The sequence below is a fragment of the Bacillus sp. FJAT-29814 genome (assembly GCF_001510715.1).
Taxonomy (GTDB): Bacteria; Bacillota; Bacilli; order Bacillales; family Cytobacillaceae; genus Neobacillus.
Genome location: NZ_LMTJ01000004.1, coordinates 255,797 through 274,851 on the forward strand (window position 1 = coordinate 255,797; position 19,055 = coordinate 274,851).

The window sequence follows — 19,055 nt, forward strand, 5'->3', positions numbered from 1 at the left end:
CCTTACCGTGACGGAATCACAGGAACGTATTCACCCTGTGACACGCCTTCTTTTTCTGAACTAATCTCGACGATGCCATCGCTTTTGACCAGCGTCGTAATCAAGCCCGATTTGCCGATAATCGGCTCGGCCCACCACTCGCCGTCCTTTTCCTCAAGCCTAACACGGATATAATCGGACCGCCCCATTGACGATGGAATGTTTTTCGTAATCCGAGCAAACACCCGCTCCGGCTTCCGTTCCAATTTTTCGCCGGAAAGCTTGCGCAGGATCCGCTCGCCAAATAATTTAAAAATAATCATCGCCGAGGCGGGATGCCCTGGCAGGCCAATCACCGGTTTACCATCCGCCACTGCCAAAATTGTCGGTTTTCCCGGCTTGATGGAGATGCCGTGAACAAACACGCCCGGTTCGCCTAATGACTGAATCACTTCGGTGGTATAATCCTTGGCCCCTACCGAGCTGCCGCCGGACATAATTAAACAGTCAACCTGTTCATACAGTTCACGGGCCCGCCGGCTAAATTCCTCATAATCGTCCTTAACGATTCCACCGTAAATGACCTCAACGTTCCAGTCGCTGGCCACCCCGGCAATCGTCAGCCCGTTGATGTCGCGAATTTGCCCTACCTGAAGGGTCTCAGTGCCAAACGGCACAATTTCATCACCGGACGACAGGTAGCCGGCTTTGAGTTTTCGATAGACAGTGACATGGGTGATTCCTAAGGATGCGAGTGCTCCCAATTCCTGGGCCCGCAGCTTCACACCCTTTTCGAGAAGAATCTCGCCTTCACGAATATCCTCGCCGGTGCGAATCACGTTTTCACCCGGCGCCACTTGCTTATATGTATTAAGAAGACCGTCAACGTCCTCGACATGCTCAATCATGATGACGCTGTCACTGCCGGCCGGAAGCATCCCGCCAGTCGGGACATATACCGCCTGGCCCATGCCGACCGTAGCGTCTGGGATTTCGCCCATTTTGACTTCTCCGGCAACGTTCAAAAAGCCGGGCATCGACTCAGATGAACCATACGTATCTTTCGCGCGTACAGCATAGCCGTCGACAGTGGACCGGTCAAAGCCCGGAACATTTTCCTTCGCAATCACCGGTTGGGCAAGAATGTAATGGAGGGCTTCCGAAAGCTCTCTTACCTCAGTTCGTTCTAATGCCAATACCTGTTCATCGATTAAGGCAAATGTCTCTTCAACTGTCTTTACTTTGAAAAATTGCATGGCTCTGTTTCTCCCCTTTACTTTTCCTCCGCCCACTTCTTGGCATGCTCATACTCTTGCGGTTTATTCATATTAAAAAAAGCCCGGTCTAAACGATGCTGGCTAAATTTTTCCATTTGTTTCTCTGACAAGTATAACACATTTAACTCATCGAGCATGGCCTTAATCGCCAGGCGTCCACTCTCAATCTTTTGTGCGGCAATCGCAGCGACTTTCTTATGATAGGCCGCAAATAAAGGGTTTTGGACACCGTCAATAACAGGTATAACGGCATCATAGCCGTTGCAGCTTTCAGCAAGGAATTTAGCCAGCTCTCCGGAAATAAACGGCATATCACAGGCGACAAGTACATTTACATCATATGGAGATGCCTCCAAACCGGCATGAAGGCCGGCGAGCGGCCCCTTGTCGGTGTACTGGTCTGAGGTCATATTCAAATTCAAAAACTCATATTTTTCCGGTTCATTGGTTACGAGAACAATGTCGGAGAAATGTTTGGCCAGTTCGTCTCGGATTCTTTCAATATTCGTTTTCTCATTTATTTTTAGCAGGGCCTTATTTGTGCCCATTCTGCTCGATTTTCCCCCAGATAAAATAATGGCTGCAGCCTTCATCATCAGCACCCCTTTTCGTTTCATTTTCTTAAAAGTTCAGGCGCCGGGACTAGGGCTGCACCCCTTAACCTTTGTTTTCGTTTTTCGTGCCGACCGAGCTGTAGCCGTTTTCCTGAGCGACAAAATCGAGGTGTATCGAATTTAAGTCAAGCAGGGCAGCGCTCGGTTTTTCAATATATTGTCTTGTATCAATAATTTTAATATAGCCGTTACAGTCTTCGCAAACCTGGATTTGCGAAGTGGCGTCGCCTTCAATTGTAAGAAACTTGATTTTTTCATAATCTTCAGTACCACAATGCGAGCATTCCAGCCTCTTTGCTCTCCAGTGCGCGAGACAGCGCGGGCAGTGAAGGACCTTTTTTCCCTCATCCTCAAGGACAGCTAATCTGACCGGTTCGCCACAGACAGGGCAGCCAGCTCCAGGAACCCCGCGGTCAAGCTCAGGCTGGATCATCTCTGCGGTCTTCTGCAGATAAGGTCTTAGTGCGGTCTCTGCAAGGAACTGCGGAATCCACGTCTCAAGCCCATGTTCTTCGGCAAAGCTTTCAAAGTAAACATGATTGAAGGAAAAAGCCTCCTCAATCCAGCGAATCGCTGTTTCTTCGTTCAGCAAGCTCTCAATGCCTGAAAGCTTTGCCTCAAGCTCTGGATTGTGGTTGATTAATAATGTATTTATATCCTCTATCCACTGTTGGAATAGTGAAATTTCAAAGTCAATAGCCGTTAATGCAGCTGCCGGCACCCCTGCAGCCATTGCCGCTTTGTCCAGGTTCGGCTTGATTGTTTCCGGATTAATCATCCCTTTCCACTGTGCCTGAAGCCGGATGAGTTCTTTTTGCAGATTTTGATATTCTTTCGAAACAACGGACTTAATCATGTCGCTTCACCCTCGTTTTCTATTTTTTGAAGCCATATTAAAAGCAGCCGTCGGCAGTTTACAGCTTGCCGATTATCTTCTAGTTTATCATTAGTCAGATAGTGAAAATCTATAATTTTTTGAAAATAGTCTTTTTTTAAAGGGAAAGGCTGTCCGGTAACAGACAGCCATTCCCGATTATTAAAATTTCAATTGTCTAGCTATGTCGCGATTAAGCGCCTTTTTTGTGTTTCGGATCATCAAGGTTAGGGAAGTTACCCTTCTTGACTTCTTCGTCATACCAGTCGGCATAGTGGCCTTTTGCCCACCAAGCAGGAACCTTGCCGGTTACAACGCCAGACCAGCCTGGACGTGAATGCTTGTGGATGACACTGAGGTAAATGTGTCCGACAATAACAGCGATTCCTAATGCGAAACCGATGTTATGAAGAACATAGCCCCATTGAACTAATGCTCTTGGGAAGTACTCAGGAAACCACATGGTAAATCCAGATGCAATGACTAAGATGGCACAGAACATTTGAAGAATCGAGTTGATTTTTTCCCCGGCGTTGAAGAATGTCTGTCTCACATGATCAAACTTTAAGCCAAACAATTCCTTCACAAAGTTTCCAAAGAACGCTATATCACGTTTCTTCCATGTAATCAATTCTTTAATCCATAGCATGAACCACTTCGGGCTGAAAATCAGCAAAATAAACGTCGGCGTGATGAAAGCTACGGCAAAGATTCTGTGGAGCAACCGTGCATTAGCTGGGCCGCCAAGAACCGGATATAGCCAGTCAAAGAATTCGGTATACATTGGTAACGCCGTGATGTAAAGAGCAAAGAATGAAAGACCATTTATAGCATGGGCCCAAACAAATGCTTTTGGAAAACGTCTAATCTGTTGGTTTGCCTTCGGGTGCTTTTGAACATTACTCATGGCTCTCACCACCATTCTCTTGCTCTGATTTTTTGCTGAAAAACTTATTCGTTACAAATGCACCGACAAGGGCCATTGTTGTTGCACCAAGCATCAACTTGCCGACTGGCTGTGCATAATCCTTCCATACTACTGCAGATGTTGGCACTTTTGGATTTTCAGGTAAGCCGTATACAGACGGTTTCTCTGCTAAAACGTATACAGTATGCGTTCCGCCAACGCCTTGTGGGTTGTACACTTGGGCGTTAGGGTAACGGTCCTTAATTTCCTGAACGCGTTTTTCCGCTTTTTGGATCATGGCATCTTTATCGCCAAACTCCATTGCACCTGTGTGGCAGGTTGTTACGCAGGCAGGCTGTAACCCTTCTTCCAAACGGTCGGTACACATGGTACATTTGTTGGCTTTACGATATTCTTTGCCGTTTTTATCTTTATACTCTTTCAAAGAAATGACTTCGAACGGACAGTTTTGGACGCAATAGCCGCAGCCTACGCACTTGTCGTGGTCAATAACTACAGTTCCAAATTCTGTGTAGCTGATTGCATTCTCAGGGCAAACCTTTTCGCAGGCCGCATCTGTACAATGGAAGCAAGATGAATGGCGGAACAAGTAATCCAGGCCGCCCTTGGAATTCTCGTGCTCGACAAACTGAAGCACGTTCCAAGTATCCGCTGTAGTCTTTGCATGTGACTGAGAACTGCCTAGGAATTCCGTTTGTTCAGCAGGAAGGTCGTTCCAGTTTTTACAGGCTACCATACACGCACGGCATCCGTCACATTTTGTTACGTCGACATATTTTACATATTCTTTTTTAGCCATTAGTCAGCCCTCCTTATATCGCAGAGGAATGCTTTGTATTCTGGAATTTGTGTGTTGGCATCTCCGATATGCGGCGTCAGGCGGTTCGCTGTATCCCCTGTAGCATATCCTTTGAAGCCGAAATGCCATGGCATCCCAACTTGGTGCACTACCTTACCTCTTACTTTGAAAGGCTTATAACGCTTCGTTACCATCGCGTAAGCAGTGATTTCTCCTCGTGCTGAAGAGACTTTAATTTTGTCTTTATTCTTAATGCCTTTTTCTTTAGCAAGCTCTTCACTAATTTCTACATACATAAAAGAGGAAAGCTCTGACAGCCATTCTTGGTTACGGGTCATCGTACCGGATTGCCAGTGTTCTGATACCCGGTAAGTTGTCGCGATAATCGGGTAATCCGCTTTAAAGCCTTTTTTGTTGAAGTCACCTTCATGAATCACGACAGCCGGGTTTAATTCTACAGATGAGAACGCATTTGGCACTGGGCTTTCAAATGGCTCATAGTGTTCTGGGAATGGACCTTCATTCATGGTAGGTGCATAAAGCAGTCCTACACCATCTTTGTTCATCATGATTGCGCCTGTACCGCCTGGTGCTGATGGTGCTATTGTCGCATTAAAGTCCGGTACGTCGGTTCCGACCCATTTATTCTGAATCGCATCCCAATGAATAACCGCTTTTTCTTTGCTGTATGGTACACCGTTTGCATCTGCAGACGCACGGTTGTAAAGGATTCGTCGGTTGGCCGGCCAAGCAAATGACCAGTTCAAGAAGTTTCCGCCGCCAGTATCTTTGTTATCACGGTTCTTGGAACGGTTCTTGCCTTCTTCCGGATAGAATCCGCTATAAATCCAGTTACCACTGGAAGTTGTTCCGTCATCTTTCAATACGCCAAAGCCAGGAACCAATTTGCCTGTAGTCAGGTCATAACCGTTAATTTCTTTGGCTACCAAATCGATATCAGGCTCGTGGCCGTTGCCATAGTTCCAATCAAGTGCCAGGAATGGTGCAGCCGCCGCACTTGTGTCTCCGGCATACATCTTTTTAAGTCTCAGCGCCAGGTCATGAACCATGTCAAGGTCTGGGCGTGATTCTCCTTTTGGTTCAATCGCTCTCCAGCGGTATTGCATCCAGCGGGAGCTATTGGAAATACTTCCTTCTTTTTCATATGAAGAACATGCTGGAAGGAAGAATACTTCTGTGTTGATCTTAGATGGGTCGCTGCCAGCTTCTTTTTTCCAGAATGCTGCTGTTTCGGTTTCCCAAAGGTCTACAACTACGAGCCATTTCAGGTTGCCAAGAGCTTCTTTTTCTCTGCCGGCGTTTGGTCCGCCAACTACCGGGTTCGTTCCCCACAGGAATGCGCCCTCAAGCTCTTTATTGAACATCGCTTTGAATAGGAAAATGTGCGAGTAGTTCTTTGCACCTGGTTTTGGCAGGAACTGATAGCCAAACTCGTTAGCAGCTGTTGCATTTTGTCCATACCAGGATTTTAATAAGCTGACCACGAATTTTGGTCTGTTGCTCCAATAACCTGATGGAGGAGTTTCTTTTTTCAAATATCCTTCAAGTGTCGCATGCTCAGGTACAGATTGCTTAGGAATGGCTAGGTAACCAGTTAAGTTATCCCAAAGTAATCCAAAATCAGTTGAGCCTTGTACGTTAGACTCACCGCGCATGGCGTTGATTCCTCCGCCAGGGAGACCAATGTTACCAAGCAGCATTTGGATGATTGCGAAAGCGCGTACGTTTTGTGAACCAACTGTATGCTGGGTAGTGCCCATTGCGTACAAAATAGTGCCGGACTTGCCGACTTTTCCTGTTGCGCAGAATGCTTCATACACTTTTAGCAAATCTTCTTTTGGTGTACCTGTTACAGATGAAACTGTATCGACATCATAACGTGAATAATGCTTCTTCATTAATTGGAACACGGAACGCGGATGCTCCAAAGTTGGGTCTTTAACCGGCTGTCCATCTTCGCCGACAGCAAGCGCCCATTTTGTTTTATCATAGCTGCGTTTTGCTTCGTCATAGCCAGAGAACAGGCCGTCGTTGAAATCATAGCCATCGGCAACGATAAAGGATGCGTTTGTATAGTTCACGACATAATCTTTGTGAATGAGATTATTGTCCAATGCGTGTTTAATCATCCCGCCCATAAAGGCAATATCTGTGCCGGAACGAAGCGGTGCGTAAATATCAGACACTGCTGAAGTCCGAGTGTAGCGCGGGTCAACAGAGATGATTTTTGCGCCTTTGTCTTTTGCTTTTGTTAGCCATCTGAAGCTGATTGGGTGATTCTCTGCTGGGTTTGCGCCCATAATGAGAGCAGCATCCGTCCACTGAAGGTCATTCCAGTGGTTGGTCATTGCTCCACGACCAAATGTAGGTGCCAGACCGGCAACCGTTGAGCTGTGTCATATTCGTGCCTGGTGTTCGAGGTAAACGACGCCAAGCCCTCTCATTAATTTTGAAACCAAATAGGTTTCTTCGTTGTCGAGTGCCGCACCGCCGATGCTGGCAATCTTCTCGGTTCTATTTACAGTGATACCGTTATCTGTTACCACAAATGACTTATCACGAGTTTCCTTGGTTCGTTTGGCAATGGTGTCCATCATCCATTCCCAGTCTTTTTCTTCCCACTTATCGCTGCCTGGGGCACGATAAAGCGGCTTCGTAATGCGCTTCTCAGAAGTATAAACTTGTCTGATTGTTGTCCCTTTACTGCATAGCTTGCCTTCGTTAATTGGGTTATCCGGATCCCCTTCCGTATAAACCACAGTGTTGTCTTTTGTATGGACTAAAATTCCGCAGCCCACACCGCAAAAGCAGCAAACGGTTGGTGTTACTTTTGATGAGGCAATTTTGAATTCTTTTGATTTCGCATAGGCCTTTTTCTCGTTGAAGCCCAGTTCAACAACAGCCAATGTGGCAGCGGTTGCACCAGACAGTTTTAAAAATTGCCGGCGATTTAGGTTCAATTCAACCATTTTCAATCTCCTTCCCTTATCATGAATAGAACATCCCAATTTTTTCTATCTATCTGCTTCCCTCTCTTGGTCAATTCCCCCCTTCAAGGACTGCTTCCAAAGCCGGCTCAGGCATTAAATCGTTTTCGATCCTTCCCGCCGAAGTATAAATAGTCGCCATTTTCCCTCTTAAATAGCCGACTACATCAATATTCAAGTACCTGGCTAGTTGGACAGCTTGTTTGGTAGCAGCCGTCCGTGAGCCGATAACTGGAAAGCCAAATTTGGCAGCTTTAGAGAGCATTTCATATGAAACCCTTCCGGTCGTAAGCAGCACCAACCGGCCGGGATGTAACCGTTTTCTGATGGCATGGCCAATAATTTTGTCTACCGCATTATGCCGGCCAATGTCCTCACGAATCGTGATATTGCCTGCTTCGTCAACAATACATGCCCCATGCATTCCACCCGTTTCCAGATAAAAACGGGAATTTTGGGCAAATTCAGCACGCTTTTTTAATAGATAGCTTAGTTGATAGGTTTTATTCGAAGATACCTTATCGAATTGTTTGACATCGGTCATTGAAAAGAATGTTACGCCTCTGCCGCATCCAGCTGTATAATGCTTTTTCTTCGAAAAGATTTGCTCTTCGTCAAAGTCAGAGCGGAGCGAAACATGGATGCTGCCCTGTTCTTCGTTGATTACGATGGAGTCAATATCGGTTGCATCCTGAATAAATCCTTCAGAAAACAAATATCCGTATGTCCAATCCTCGAGGTCGAATTTTGTCAGTTGAAAGACCGCCATTTCGTATCCATTGATTATTAAGGAAATCGGATATTCATCGGGACAACCCTTATGAATCATTGTTTGTTCCCTCCTCTAAAGGAATAATCTTGTTTCTATACTTTACATTGTAAAAATGGCAGGTATCTGATACAGCGACATTCATCACACTGTCGAAATTTGTCCCTTTAATGGAGGGACTTTTGGGGGATATCTACCATTTTAAAGCTAAATTAAGTCTTGAAATGGCGCGTTTTTGACAACTTTCTTTCATTCATGTCACAGAATTTCAACAATTTTGTGAACGCGCAACTTTGGTAACGTGGCAGTAGTGTTTACTCGGCTTTTGGCGAGCAATTTCACTCATCGAACCAGGCATGACACTTACCTCGTCTAAACCCATCGTACCCCCCTAAACATCAAATGAATGTGATAAAAGTCACGTTCACACCCGTCCAAACCCATCAAACACACAATTGTCATTTTCCTGTCAAAAAAACGTTTACAAACATTAAATAGGTGGCAGTGGTGTTTTTGGTGTCAGGCACCAGCCGTGGACATTTTTGCATTTTTGTCCACCTGGGGCGGACAAGACCAATCCACTCTCAATCCGTTCCTTTCCGAGTGAAATTGTTATGCCTGTGATTATGTTATTTTTTTGTTGTTGCATTATAATAAGAAGGTGGATTTGAGGCATATAAGGAGGCTTTCATAATGAGGATTAAGAAGGTAATGACGATTGCCGGTTCCGATACAAGCGGCGGCGCCGGGATTCAGGCTGATTTAAAGACTTTTCAAGAGCTTGGCGTTTATGGCATGAACGCCCTGACTACGATTGTGACAATGGACCCAAAAAACAATTGGTCACACAGTGTGTTCCCAATTGATGTATCGATACTCCAAAAGCAGCTTGAAACCATCCTGTCTGTTGGCATCGACGCGATGAAAACAGGCATGCTTGGCACCGTGGAAATCATTGAGTTAACCGCGAAAACAATCGATGAGAACAAACTCGAGCGTGTTGTGATTGATCCTGTTATGGTGTGTAAGGGCGAGGATGAGGTGCTCAATCCGGAAACGGCGGATGCGATGCGAGAGCTGCTGTTGCCGCGCGCACTGGTTGTTACTCCGAACCTGTTTGAAGCCGGACAGCTTGCCGGAATGAAGACTCCGAAAACTGTTGAAGAAATGAAACAGGCTGCTGTCAAAATCGTCGATTTAGGCGCAAAAAATGTCGTGATCAAGGGAGGCAGCAAGCTTCAGGCAGAAGAAAATTCCGTTGACCTTCTCTATGACGGGAAAGAATTCAGAATCTACGAAACGCCTAAGTTTACTACAACCTATACCCATGGCGCAGGTTGCACCCATTCATCAGCGATTACGGCAGGACTGGCCAAAGGCCAATCGGTCTATGAGGCTGTGGAAGTTGCCAAAGAATTCGTCGCAGCAGCCATCTCTGAAGGCTTCCGCTTGAACGAGTACGTAGGCCCAACCTGGCATGGCGCGTACCGCAGCAGCAAGTCTGTTACCGAGTATTGTGAAGATTGCGAAGCATAACAAGATGAGTCGGTCCGAAGGGCCGGCTCTTTTATGTGGAAAACAGGCGGAGCTTAGTGTATAAGTTTTTCAGGCACGATTTTAGCATTTTTTTACTTATTTTAGTATGATAAGTACATTATTAATAAAATTAAAGCGAAACCTAAATTGCTTTTAACTTTATTGGAAGGGAAGGGAGTCAGGTTTGGAGTCTGTTGATATTAAAAAGGTTCAAGAAATCATCAACCATTTTGCTGGCAAAGATGTCTACATCCATCTCGAAACGACGAATGGCGCCTACGCATCTCATCATAATCAACAATTCTTTTCGGCAGGAGCCTACATCCGCAACGCTCTCGTCCGCTACGAATTGGGGAAAATCACCGGCAATGGTCCCTTTCGCGTCGGTCTAAAAATAGATCTTGGCTGGGTGTATGCCGAGGGAATTACCCATTATGAATTCGATGAGCTCGGCCGATTGCTGATGGCCGGCCATGACTATAACGGAAAGCTTGCGGTTGCGCTGGAAATCAGTGAGACACCATTTGAATAATAAAAGCGGAAGCGCCTCGGTCAGCCCCGACAAGCTTAAGACGTAACCCGCAGGACGGGCCTGCCCTCCGGAGGGGGACGGCTTAAGACCTCGAGCTGTAACAATCATCGCTTTATCAAGCCATGATTGTTACAAGATACTCGAAGAAGCTTATTCGAGGATGAAAACTGGCTAGGCGCTGGAGCTGGATAATAGAAAGGAGTGCATATTATATGGAAAAAGAACGTCATGTTCTCGTGGTCTTTCCGCACCCCGATGACGAAGCCTTTGGTGTATCCGGAACGATTGCCACCCATGTGAAAAACGGTACACCGGTGACCTACGCTTGTTTGACTCTCGGAGAAATGGGGCGCAATATGGGAAATCCCCCATTTACCAATCGGGAAAATCTCCCGAAAATCCGCAAACAAGAATTGAAGGAAGCCGCAAGAGTGCTCGGCATCCATGACCTTCGCATGCTCGGATTCCGCGATAAAACCGTTGAATTTGAAGATGATGAAAAGCTATCAAACGTCATTTCTGGACTAATTGAGGAATTAAATCCATCTCTAGTCATCACGTTTTATCCAGGATATTCCGTGCATCCCGACCATGAGGCCACCGGCGCGGCCGTCGTTCGTGCCGTCGGAAAAATGCCAAAGGCCGCACGGCCGAAACTGCACTGTGTCGCCTTTTCCAACGACTGCGTCGAAAAGCTTGGCGAGGCGGATATCATCAACAACATCAGCCCTGTTGCCGAAACAAAGCTTGCCGCAATTAAGGCCCATCGGTCACAAACGGAGACAATGTTCAAGGACATGGAAGAAAAACTCAAAAACCAGGACCCGCAAATCATGGTTTGGGTCAATAATGAACGGTTTTGGACATACAAATTTTCCGACTAATAGAAACATGCCATTTGGCGAATCTAGTAAAACAAAAAGGGGGCAGAACCCGCGTGCTTTGAGTACTTTCCAAGCATGTGGATTCTGGCCCCTTCCTTATTAATAATCCCGCTGCATTAACGTGCAAAACTTGCACGTGTCGAGAATGATAATTTTTCTGGACCTGATTTCAATCATTTCTTCCTTTTTTAATCTCGAAAAAACCCGGCTAACACTTTCCCGTGTTGTCCCGACAATTGTAGCAAATTCCTGAACCGTTAATGGAATTTCAATGCCCCACCTTTTGCCGTCCTGATTAAATTTCCTTCCCACCCGTTCAAGTGTGCGAACCGTTTTGGCATATACGTCCAACAGGGCGGTATCACGCAATTGCGAGGTCATATCGCGCAGCGCATCGCTCATATAGCTGATCATTTGCATCGCCAGCTCGGGGTGCTGGGAGATTTCTTTTTCCAGATCCAGCTTATCCAAAAAGAATAGCGTTCCGGTTTCAAGCATTGTGGCTGTCGCCAGATAATATTCCTCCTTTTGCGTAAACAAACAAGCCTCGGCAAAGATGTCGCCTTTTTGTTTGACACAAACAATAATCTCGTTTCCGTTTTCATCCTCTTTCGTCAGCTTTAGGGACCCAGATTGAACAAGGTAAACCCCTTTTGCCACCTCATCCTCGGAAATAATCCGCTCGCCCTTTCGAAGCTCCAAAACCTGAATCCGCTGTTCAATAACACCAAGCAGCTTCGGCGATAAATCCTTGAAGATGACAATTTTCCGGAGCAGCTCTCTCTTGTTGGAATCTTGATAAATAGCCAAATTCGGTTCCCTTACAAAGTTAATCCGACTCATGTTAACACCACCCCCCTTATTTTTAATAAACGCTAATTACCACCAATTGTAAATTGTTTTCCACTTATATGTAGTGACCTGATTCACAATCGCGTAATTTTCCACAGGGAAGCCTTCTCGACGAAGTTCACAAAACGTTCATTTTTAAAAAAAGCCTTATTTTACTAAGGTTTTAAAGCGCATTCACAAAACGTTCAAAAAAGCACAATTCCGAGTGATGCACATCACTATTAATTTACCACCCCCGGTTTAGGATAAGGGTGTTGAATCGACATAAAGGAGGGGGAGAAACATTGCAAAAAGCAATTATTAGCTTTGTAATCAGTCTGGTGCTCGGCTTCGGGCTCGGATATCTGGTATTTGATGTGGTAATGGGGGGCAGTGATGAGGCTGCTAAAGTCGCTCAAGCCGATAACAAGGAGACGCCAGCGGCCACAGAAGAAAGCACTGAATCCAAGGAGGACTCTGCTGCCACGACTTCTGCAAGCGACAATATCCTTAATCAAAAGGGCTGCTTGGGCTGCCATGCAGTCGAATCACTTGATCTAAAAGGTGGCGCAACAGGTCCGGACCTTTCTAAAGCATTTGAAAACGTTGAAGGCAAGCATGGCAAGCCAATTGAAGAATTCTTGAAAGAACCAACATCAGCCGTTATGTCAAGTGTAATTGGCGGCAATCCGCTGACTGACGAAGAACGCACTCGGGTTGTAGATATGTTAAAACAAGCATCTGAAAAATAAAATTCGTAAGGTGGTGTTAATGGAATGAAGAAATGGGTTCCAATCGCATCCGGGTTATTAGCCGGATTTGTGGCAGCGACAATAACATTTGCTGACTTCTCGTCGACTGCCAAAACAGAAACCGCTTCCGCCAACAAAGGCGATGCCGAAAAGGTTTATGTTCCTTTTGGCAAAAAAGATGACTACTATTTATTCGCATCCGGCGGCCACTCCGGTCAAATGTTTATTTATGGTGTGCCTTCAATGCGCCATATTCGTACCGTTCCGGTCTTCTCGCCGGATTCCGCAACAGGTTATGGCTTTGACGAACATTCCAAGAAAATGATGGGTGATTATACGTGGGGCGACCTGCATCACCCGGCTTTCTCTGAGACAAACGGTGATTATGACGGTAAATGGATGTTCGCTACTGACGTCGGCAACAGCCGTGCCGCAGTCATGGATTTAAAAACGTTTACTGTCAAAGACATTATTAAGGTTCCAAACACAAGCGGCCCACACTGTGCGGCATTTGTAACGGAAAATACCGAGTACATGTTCCTGCCGACACGCTTTGCTGTTCCAATTGGACAAAAGTACGAAGATCTTGATGATTACAGCACTAAATACCGCGGCGTCATGTCTGCTGTAACATTTGATGAGAAAAATGTAAAGCTGAACATTGACTATCAGGTTGCCCTACCGCCATGGTCCTATGACCTATCTGATGCCGGCAAGAAAAGTTCTGCCGACTGGGCCGTCATGACAACTTATAATACAGAAGAAGCAACAACCAACCTGGAAATCAACGCATCGCAGGCTGACCGTGACTATATTGTCCTGTTTAACTGGAAAGAGCTTGCGCAAATGGTCAAAGACGGAAACTATGAAGATGTCGATGGCCAAAAGATGATCTTCCCTGAAAAGCAAAAAGGCGGCATCTACTTGGTTCCTGTTGCCAAATCGCCGCACGGTGTTGACGTTACTCCAGACGGAAAGCATTTCATCGCTTCCGGCAAGCTTGCACCAGCGATGACCGTATTCTCGTTTGAAAAAGCATTCAAAGCAGTTGAAAATAAGGACTTTTCTGGCGAACGTAATGGCATTCCGGTTTTAAAATATGAATCTGTCATGGAACGCGAAGTAAACCCAGAAAATGCACTTGGACCGCTTCATACTCAGTTTGACGATAAAGGCATGGCTTACACAACCATGTTCATTTCTTCAGAAATCGTAAAATGGAATCCAAAGACCGGCAAAACATTAGACCGCGTGCCTGTACAATATTCTCCAGGTCACTCTGTTGCCGCTGAAGGCGACACCGTTGCACCTGACGGAAAATGGATTGTTGCTTTAAACAAAATTGCTAAAGACAGCTACTTGTCTGTCGGACCTTCTCACCCTGAATCGATGCAGTTAATCGACCTAAGCGGCAGTAAGATGAAGGTCATCCAATCCGCTCCGGTTAACCCAGAGCCGCACTATGCGCAAATGATTAAGGCAGATAAAATCAAAACAATTGAAGTATATGATAAGGATCCAAACAATAAAGACGCCATCTACAAAAAAGATGACGCCAAGATTGTCCGCAACGGCAATAAAGTCGATGTGTACGGAATTGCGATGCGTTCGAAGTTTATTTTTGACGCTAAAGCAAAACGGCCTGACGTGATTGAAGTCAACGAGGGTGATGAGGTCACCATCCATCTGACCAACATCGACTTTGATGAAGACATCACCCATGGCTTTGCGATTAACAGCTATGACATGAACATCGAAGTCCAGCCTGGACAAACCAATACGATCAAATTTACTGCTAATAAAGCCGGTACATTCCCGATTTACTGTACAAACTTCTGCTCGGCCTTGCACCAGGAAATGACCGGTTACTTCTTAGTCAAACCAAAGAATTAAAAACTATTAGCAGGTGGTGGGTATCAATGTTTTATTGATACCCACAGTTATTTCAGTTTTTCACTATAAAAGGAGTGCTTAAGTTGAATGATAATAAGAAAGGATCGAAACTATCGCTTACTTCTTCATTACTGATCGGACTTTCTGCTGTATTGATTGTGTTCTCGATGTTCTTCCCGTGGTGGAGGATGCTGTTTATTGCCCCACAATATCCGGAAGGGCTAAACATCATTGTCTATCCAAACAAGCTGGAAGGCGAAATCGATATCATAAACGGGCTTAACCACTATATAGGAATGTCCAATTTCAGTGCAGAAAACTTCCCTGAGCTGGGCTACCTAATTTACATCATCGGCGGGTTGGCCGGCCTTACCTTAATCACTGCCTTGCTTCGCAATAAAAAAGTGCTTTACGGACTGATTGGGATGTTTACCATTGGCGGTGCGGCAGGCGTTTGGGACCTTTACGCAGCCCTAAAAAGATACGGCTCGAATCTTGACCCAAAGGCGCCGATTAAAATGGACCCATTTGTACCGCCGATTATCGGTGAAAACACGGTGGCAAACTTCATCACCCATAGTATTTTGGGCACTGGCGTTTACTTTGTCATTGCTGCGTTTATTTTATTACTGATTCCGTTATGGAAGGACAGAAAAGCAAAATGAAAAAACTGACGCTCCTATCTTTCATTTTTTCTCTCTTTTTTATCATGAAACCAGAGGAATATATGGCAGCCGGTAACCTGCAGGCGACAATCGACTCCATGAAAGAGGGGGCGGTATTGAAGCTTGAAGATCAAACCTATGAAGGCAATATCGTCATTAACAAACCGCTGACGATGATCGGCTCAAAGAACACCGTGATTAAAGGGGACGGGACCGGAAATGTGATTTCCGTTAAAGCCCCGAATGTGAAACTAAGCCATTTGACCGTCACCCACGGCAGTATGGACCGTAATTCCGCCGAAGAGTACGCAGCGATTAAAATTTACAGTAACAATAATGTGGTAGAGCATGTGAAGATCACCGACTCGTTTCACGGGATTTATTTAAGCCAGGCCCATCACAACAAAATTCAATATGCCGACATTCAAGGCCTGGGCAAGGGTGAAATAGCCGCCCAAGGCAACGGACTTCACGTCTATTATGCGAACGACAACGTGCTCGCCCATAACACGATTGAAGGCACCCGCGACGGGATGTTCTTTGATTACGCCAACCGTAATAAAAGCCATGATAACAACATTAGTAACACCCGCTATGGACTGCATTACATGTATTCCGATGAAAATACGTTTAAACGCAATACCTTCACTATGAACCAGGGCGGCGCCGCGATTATGAATTCCAACGGCCTCACCCTCACAGACAATCAATTTATCGTCAATTACGGGAACCAATCTTTTGGCCTTTTACTTTTGCAAGCAAATGAGAATCATATTCAAAACAATTTGTTTTACATGAACCAGCGCGGTTTGTACATTGACCAGGCGACACGGAACGTGATTCGCGGCAACCGCATTATCCAAAACGGCATCGGAATTGAGCTATGGGCCAGTTCCAACCAGCAAATTTTTACGCAAAACACGATTTCCGACAATACGATCCCTGCCGTCACCATCGGAGGTACGGGCGAAACGAATGCCTGGAGCGAACACGGCAAGGGCAACGACTGGGGCTCCGCATTCCCGCTCACTGACCTCGACCAAAACGGCATCGGGGATTTTCCAATAACCTATCATTCCTCCCTCCATCAGCTGATTGAGGACCAGGAATTGACGAATTTCTTTTTAAAAAGTCCTGCTTTAAAAATCTATGAAAAAATCAATTCATCATCTAACGAAGACGAAGTCATGTTTAACGATCCGCACCCGCTCGTACCGGATAAGGGCAGCCATACAGCGATTTGGCTGGCAGCGCTCGGCGTGCTCGCGGCGGTGATTTTTCTAAAGGGGAGAAAGCGCTATGCATTACATTTGGAAGGAATGGAAGGAAAACATAAGGGGTAAAGGGCTGTGGCTTTCGCTTAGCATTATTGTACTGATTTCCATCAGCATGCTGTTTAAGTCCGCCAGCCTGGCGTTCGATAAAGGCTTCTATATATTGCTGATTAACCTGTTCGACACCATCATTTATTTTATTCCGATCCTGTGTCTGTTTATTGGGGCGTTCTCGATTTTTCAGGAAAAAGAACAAAAGACGCTGATCATGCTGCTGACAAAGCAGGACAACTATCCAAGCTTTTTAGTAAAAAAGAGTCTCGGGCTTTATACGGTTGTGCTGACGCCACTTCTCGCCTGGTTCTTCCTTTACCTGATGCTGTTGAAATTTCAGCTTCAGCTTGATTTCGGTGGCTATTTAATCTTTGTCATCAGCCTTTTGGTGATGGCGCTCGTGTTCCTGCAAATGGGCGCGGCCATCGGCAGCTTTGCCCGCTCGCGGATGCAAATTATTGGCTACACGATTTTCGTCTGGTTCTACTTCTTCTTCCTGCATGACTTTATCCTGCTATCACTGTTGCCGGACGTTACCTATGAAAATGTAAAAATCTTTTCGCTTGTATACTTTTTAAATCCACTGCAGGCCGTACGGATGTTTTTGGAGACTGGCATGGGCGTCTACTCGTTCGGCCATATGTCACGGCTCTTGGAGGAGTTCATGTGGACGAAACCGGCGTTCTTTTTGGCAGGAAGCCTGCTCATCTGGCTTACAGTTTCCTTTCTGACTGCCGTACTGTTTAACCGGAAGGAGGGCTATGAATAATGATTAAGGTCGAACATTTGAATCAATCATTTGGAAAAAAGCGGGTGCTCGACGATATCAATCTCGAAATTGGCGAGCGCGAGGTTTGTGCCCTCGTCGGCCGCAACGGTGCTGGAAAATCGACTTTGATCAACAGCCTGCTCGGGATGCTGCCTGTTGGGCAAGGGGCGATTTCGATTAACGGCGTACGGGTTACAAAGAAAAACGATTCCTGGAAAAAGTCGATCGCCTATTTGCCAGAAAAATTTATGCTGTATCCGATGCTGACCGGCCTTGAAAACTTGACGTTTTTTGCAGAAGCGGTCGAGAAAAAGGCGGATGGTGCGCGAATGGAGGAAGTGTTGCGGGCGGTACGGCTGTGGGACGATCGGGGCCAGCAGGTCAAAGGCTACTCGAAAGGCATGCTGCAGCGTCTCGGTCTGGCGATTACGCTGTACCAGAATGCCAGCATTTTGATTCTTGATGAACCGACAAGCGGTATCGATCCGATGGGACGGAAGGAAATTTTAGAAGTGTTAAAGTCTTTGACGGACAAAACGATTTTACTGTCATCGCACCATCTTGATGAGATCAGCCAGGTCTGTACCCATGTTGCGTATCTGGAGAACGGGAAAATGGCAAAATATACGGTAGGGGAATTTTTGGCGACTCATAACTTGGGAGGGTTAAGTTCATGAAAAAACGGTTGTTAGCGGCTGTGCTGCTTTTGGTTGCGATGCTGGCTGCCTGCAGTTCAGGCCCTGAATATAATGTTAAAGTCAAAAACGAGATTTATTTTCAGCAAAATGAAGCCAGCCCGATTGAAATAAAAGTGACGGAAGATGGGAAGGCAACGCGAGGGCTCGACGTTTCCGCAAATCTAACAATGGCCAATATGGACCATGGCACAACGAAAGTGAAGTTTGACGAAACAGCGGACGCCGGTACGTATATTGGGGAAGCCAAGCTGCCGATGAGTGGAAAGTACGAGGCCGTAATCACGCTGGAAAAGGACGGCAAGAAGTCGGAAAAGGTGATTAATTTTAATGTCCTGAAGGCTCAAGGCGTGGCGAAAATGAACGGTGAATGGATTACCGATGAAGATGTTGCTTTTTATAAGCTAATCAATCAGCTTCAGCTGGAAATGAACCGCGAAGCCGCGAAGAAAAACTATACTGGGGCACAGTTAGAGGAACAATTGGCCTACTTAAAGTCCCAAGAGAAGATTGCCGAGGATAAAAATAATCTGTTAACGCAAATTATCCGGTTGCGTTCGATGGCGATGCTGGCAAAGGAAAAGGGCCATAAAGCCGAGCCTGCCGAGGTGGAGGAAGCGGTAAGCAAGGCCCGCAACCAGTATAACCGATACGAATCTGCCAAAGCATTAATCTCCGAATACGACGAAGACAAGTTCTGGGCTACGGAGAGGCAGCAATACGAGATGATCGTCCTATCGCAAAAGGTCCAAAGCGACCTCGTCACCAAGGTCAAACAAGAAAATCCTAGCTACGGCGAGCAGGAAGTTCTTTTCCAAGCGCAAAAACAATACGAAGAGCTGCTTGTTTCACAGGTGAACTCACTGAAGATAGAAATATTGTAGTTTGTTAGGACCAAAAATAGGTATTGAAAAGAATTCAT

17 protein-coding genes and 1 pseudogene are annotated in these 19,055 nt (G+C 45.8%); 10 read left to right on the forward strand and 8 right to left on the reverse strand.

Annotated features, from left to right (window positions below; all coding sequences use genetic code 11):
- Positions 1-2: 2 nt before the first annotated feature.
- From glp to fdhD, 7 genes are all read right to left on the reverse strand, one after another.
- Entirely contained in the window at positions 3-1,235 is a 1,233-nt protein-coding gene (glp, locus tag AR334_RS11550) for a gephyrin-like molybdotransferase Glp (RefSeq protein ID WP_066310248.1), read from the reverse strand.
- A gap of 17 nt (positions 1,236-1,252) precedes the next feature.
- A complete protein-coding gene (locus AR334_RS11555) occupies positions 1,253-1,852 on the reverse strand; it encodes a molybdenum cofactor guanylyltransferase (protein WP_253701281.1) in 600 nt (199 codons plus the stop codon).
- 61 nt (positions 1,853-1,913) lie between these two features.
- On the reverse strand, positions 1,914-2,726 hold the full coding sequence (locus tag AR334_RS11560; protein ID WP_066310252.1) for a formate dehydrogenase accessory protein FdhE: 813 nt from the start codon (positions 2,724-2,726) through the stop codon (positions 1,914-1,916).
- A 211-nt stretch (positions 2,727-2,937) separates the two neighbouring features.
- Positions 2,938-3,651, reverse strand: a complete 714-nt coding sequence (locus AR334_RS11565) for a formate dehydrogenase subunit gamma (protein WP_066310256.1) — start codon at positions 3,649-3,651, stop codon at positions 2,938-2,940.
- The gene (locus AR334_RS11570; protein WP_066310259.1) at positions 3,644-4,471 is read right to left on the reverse strand and encodes a 4Fe-4S dicluster domain-containing protein; all 828 of its coding nucleotides are present in this window, start codon (positions 4,469-4,471) and stop codon (positions 3,644-3,646) included. The genes AR334_RS11565 and AR334_RS11570 overlap by 8 nt, the downstream gene beginning before the upstream one ends.
- A complete protein-coding gene (gene fdnG / locus AR334_RS11575) occupies positions 4,471-7,452 on the reverse strand; it encodes a formate dehydrogenase-N subunit alpha (RefSeq protein ID WP_082692922.1) in 2,982 nt (993 codons plus the stop codon). The genes AR334_RS11570 and fdnG overlap by 1 nt, the downstream gene beginning before the upstream one ends.
- A 79-nt stretch (positions 7,453-7,531) precedes the next feature.
- Complete coding sequence (gene fdhD, locus AR334_RS11585; RefSeq protein ID WP_066310276.1) at positions 7,532-8,308, reverse strand: formate dehydrogenase accessory sulfurtransferase FdhD; 777 nt, start codon at positions 8,306-8,308, stop codon at positions 7,532-7,534.
- Positions 8,309-8,941: 633 nt separating this feature from the next.
- Here fdhD and pdxK point away from each other — a divergent pair.
- The 3 genes from pdxK (at position 8,942) to bshB2 (ending at position 11,200) form a co-directional block, all read left to right on the forward strand.
- Positions 8,942-9,784, forward strand: a complete 843-nt coding sequence (gene pdxK / locus AR334_RS11590) for a pyridoxine/pyridoxal/pyridoxamine kinase (RefSeq protein WP_066310280.1) — start codon at positions 8,942-8,944, stop codon at positions 9,782-9,784.
- Between the two features lie 184 nt (positions 9,785-9,968).
- Positions 9,969-10,316, forward strand: a complete 348-nt coding sequence (locus AR334_RS11595) for a YojF family protein (protein WP_066310282.1) — start codon at positions 9,969-9,971, stop codon at positions 10,314-10,316.
- Positions 10,317-10,528: 212 nt separating this feature from the next.
- A complete protein-coding gene (gene bshB2 / locus AR334_RS11600; RefSeq protein WP_066310286.1) occupies positions 10,529-11,200 on the forward strand; it encodes a bacillithiol biosynthesis deacetylase BshB2 in 672 nt (223 codons plus the stop codon).
- Positions 11,201-11,299: 99 nt separating this feature from the next.
- On the opposite strand, the gene AR334_RS11605 is transcribed toward bshB2, so the two are convergent.
- On the reverse strand, positions 11,300-12,043 hold the full coding sequence (locus AR334_RS11605) for a Crp/Fnr family transcriptional regulator (protein WP_082692908.1): 744 nt from the start codon (positions 12,041-12,043) through the stop codon (positions 11,300-11,302).
- A 293-nt stretch (positions 12,044-12,336) separates the two neighbouring features.
- Between AR334_RS11605 and AR334_RS11610 the strand changes: the two genes are divergently transcribed.
- The 7 genes and pseudogenes from AR334_RS11610 (at position 12,337) to AR334_RS11640 (ending at position 19,017) form a co-directional block, all read left to right on the forward strand.
- Positions 12,337-12,783, forward strand: coding sequence for a cytochrome C (locus AR334_RS11610; protein ID WP_066310289.1), 447 nt, complete (start codon positions 12,337-12,339; stop codon positions 12,781-12,783).
- A 24-nt stretch (positions 12,784-12,807) separates the two neighbouring features.
- Positions 12,808-14,676: a Sec-dependent nitrous-oxide reductase gene (nosZ, locus tag AR334_RS11615; protein WP_066310293.1), complete on the forward strand. Its 1,869-nt coding sequence runs from the start codon at positions 12,808-12,810 to the stop codon at positions 14,674-14,676.
- 83 nt (positions 14,677-14,759) lie between these two features.
- The gene (locus tag AR334_RS11620; protein WP_066310296.1) at positions 14,760-15,341 is read left to right on the forward strand and encodes a hypothetical protein; all 582 of its coding nucleotides are present in this window, start codon (positions 14,760-14,762) and stop codon (positions 15,339-15,341) included.
- Between the two features lie 62 nt (positions 15,342-15,403).
- Positions 15,404-16,543 (forward strand): annotated as a pseudogene (gene nosD, locus AR334_RS11625) (nitrous oxide reductase family maturation protein NosD); the annotation flags it as partial.
- 97 nt (positions 16,544-16,640) lie between these two features.
- Positions 16,641-17,438, forward strand: coding sequence for an ABC transporter permease subunit (locus AR334_RS11630; RefSeq protein WP_082692923.1), 798 nt, complete (start codon positions 16,641-16,643; stop codon positions 17,436-17,438).
- Positions 17,438-18,115 carry an ABC transporter ATP-binding protein gene (locus AR334_RS11635; protein WP_066310305.1) on the forward strand — a complete coding sequence of 226 codons (678 nt, stop codon included), beginning with the start codon at positions 17,438-17,440 and terminating at the stop codon, positions 18,113-18,115. Before AR334_RS11630 ends, AR334_RS11635 begins: the two co-directional genes overlap by 1 nt.
- Positions 18,112-19,017, forward strand: coding sequence for a FixH family protein (locus tag AR334_RS11640; RefSeq protein WP_066310307.1), 906 nt, complete (start codon positions 18,112-18,114; stop codon positions 19,015-19,017). Before AR334_RS11635 ends, AR334_RS11640 begins: the two co-directional genes overlap by 4 nt.
- The last annotated feature ends 38 nt before the right edge of the window (positions 19,018-19,055 follow it).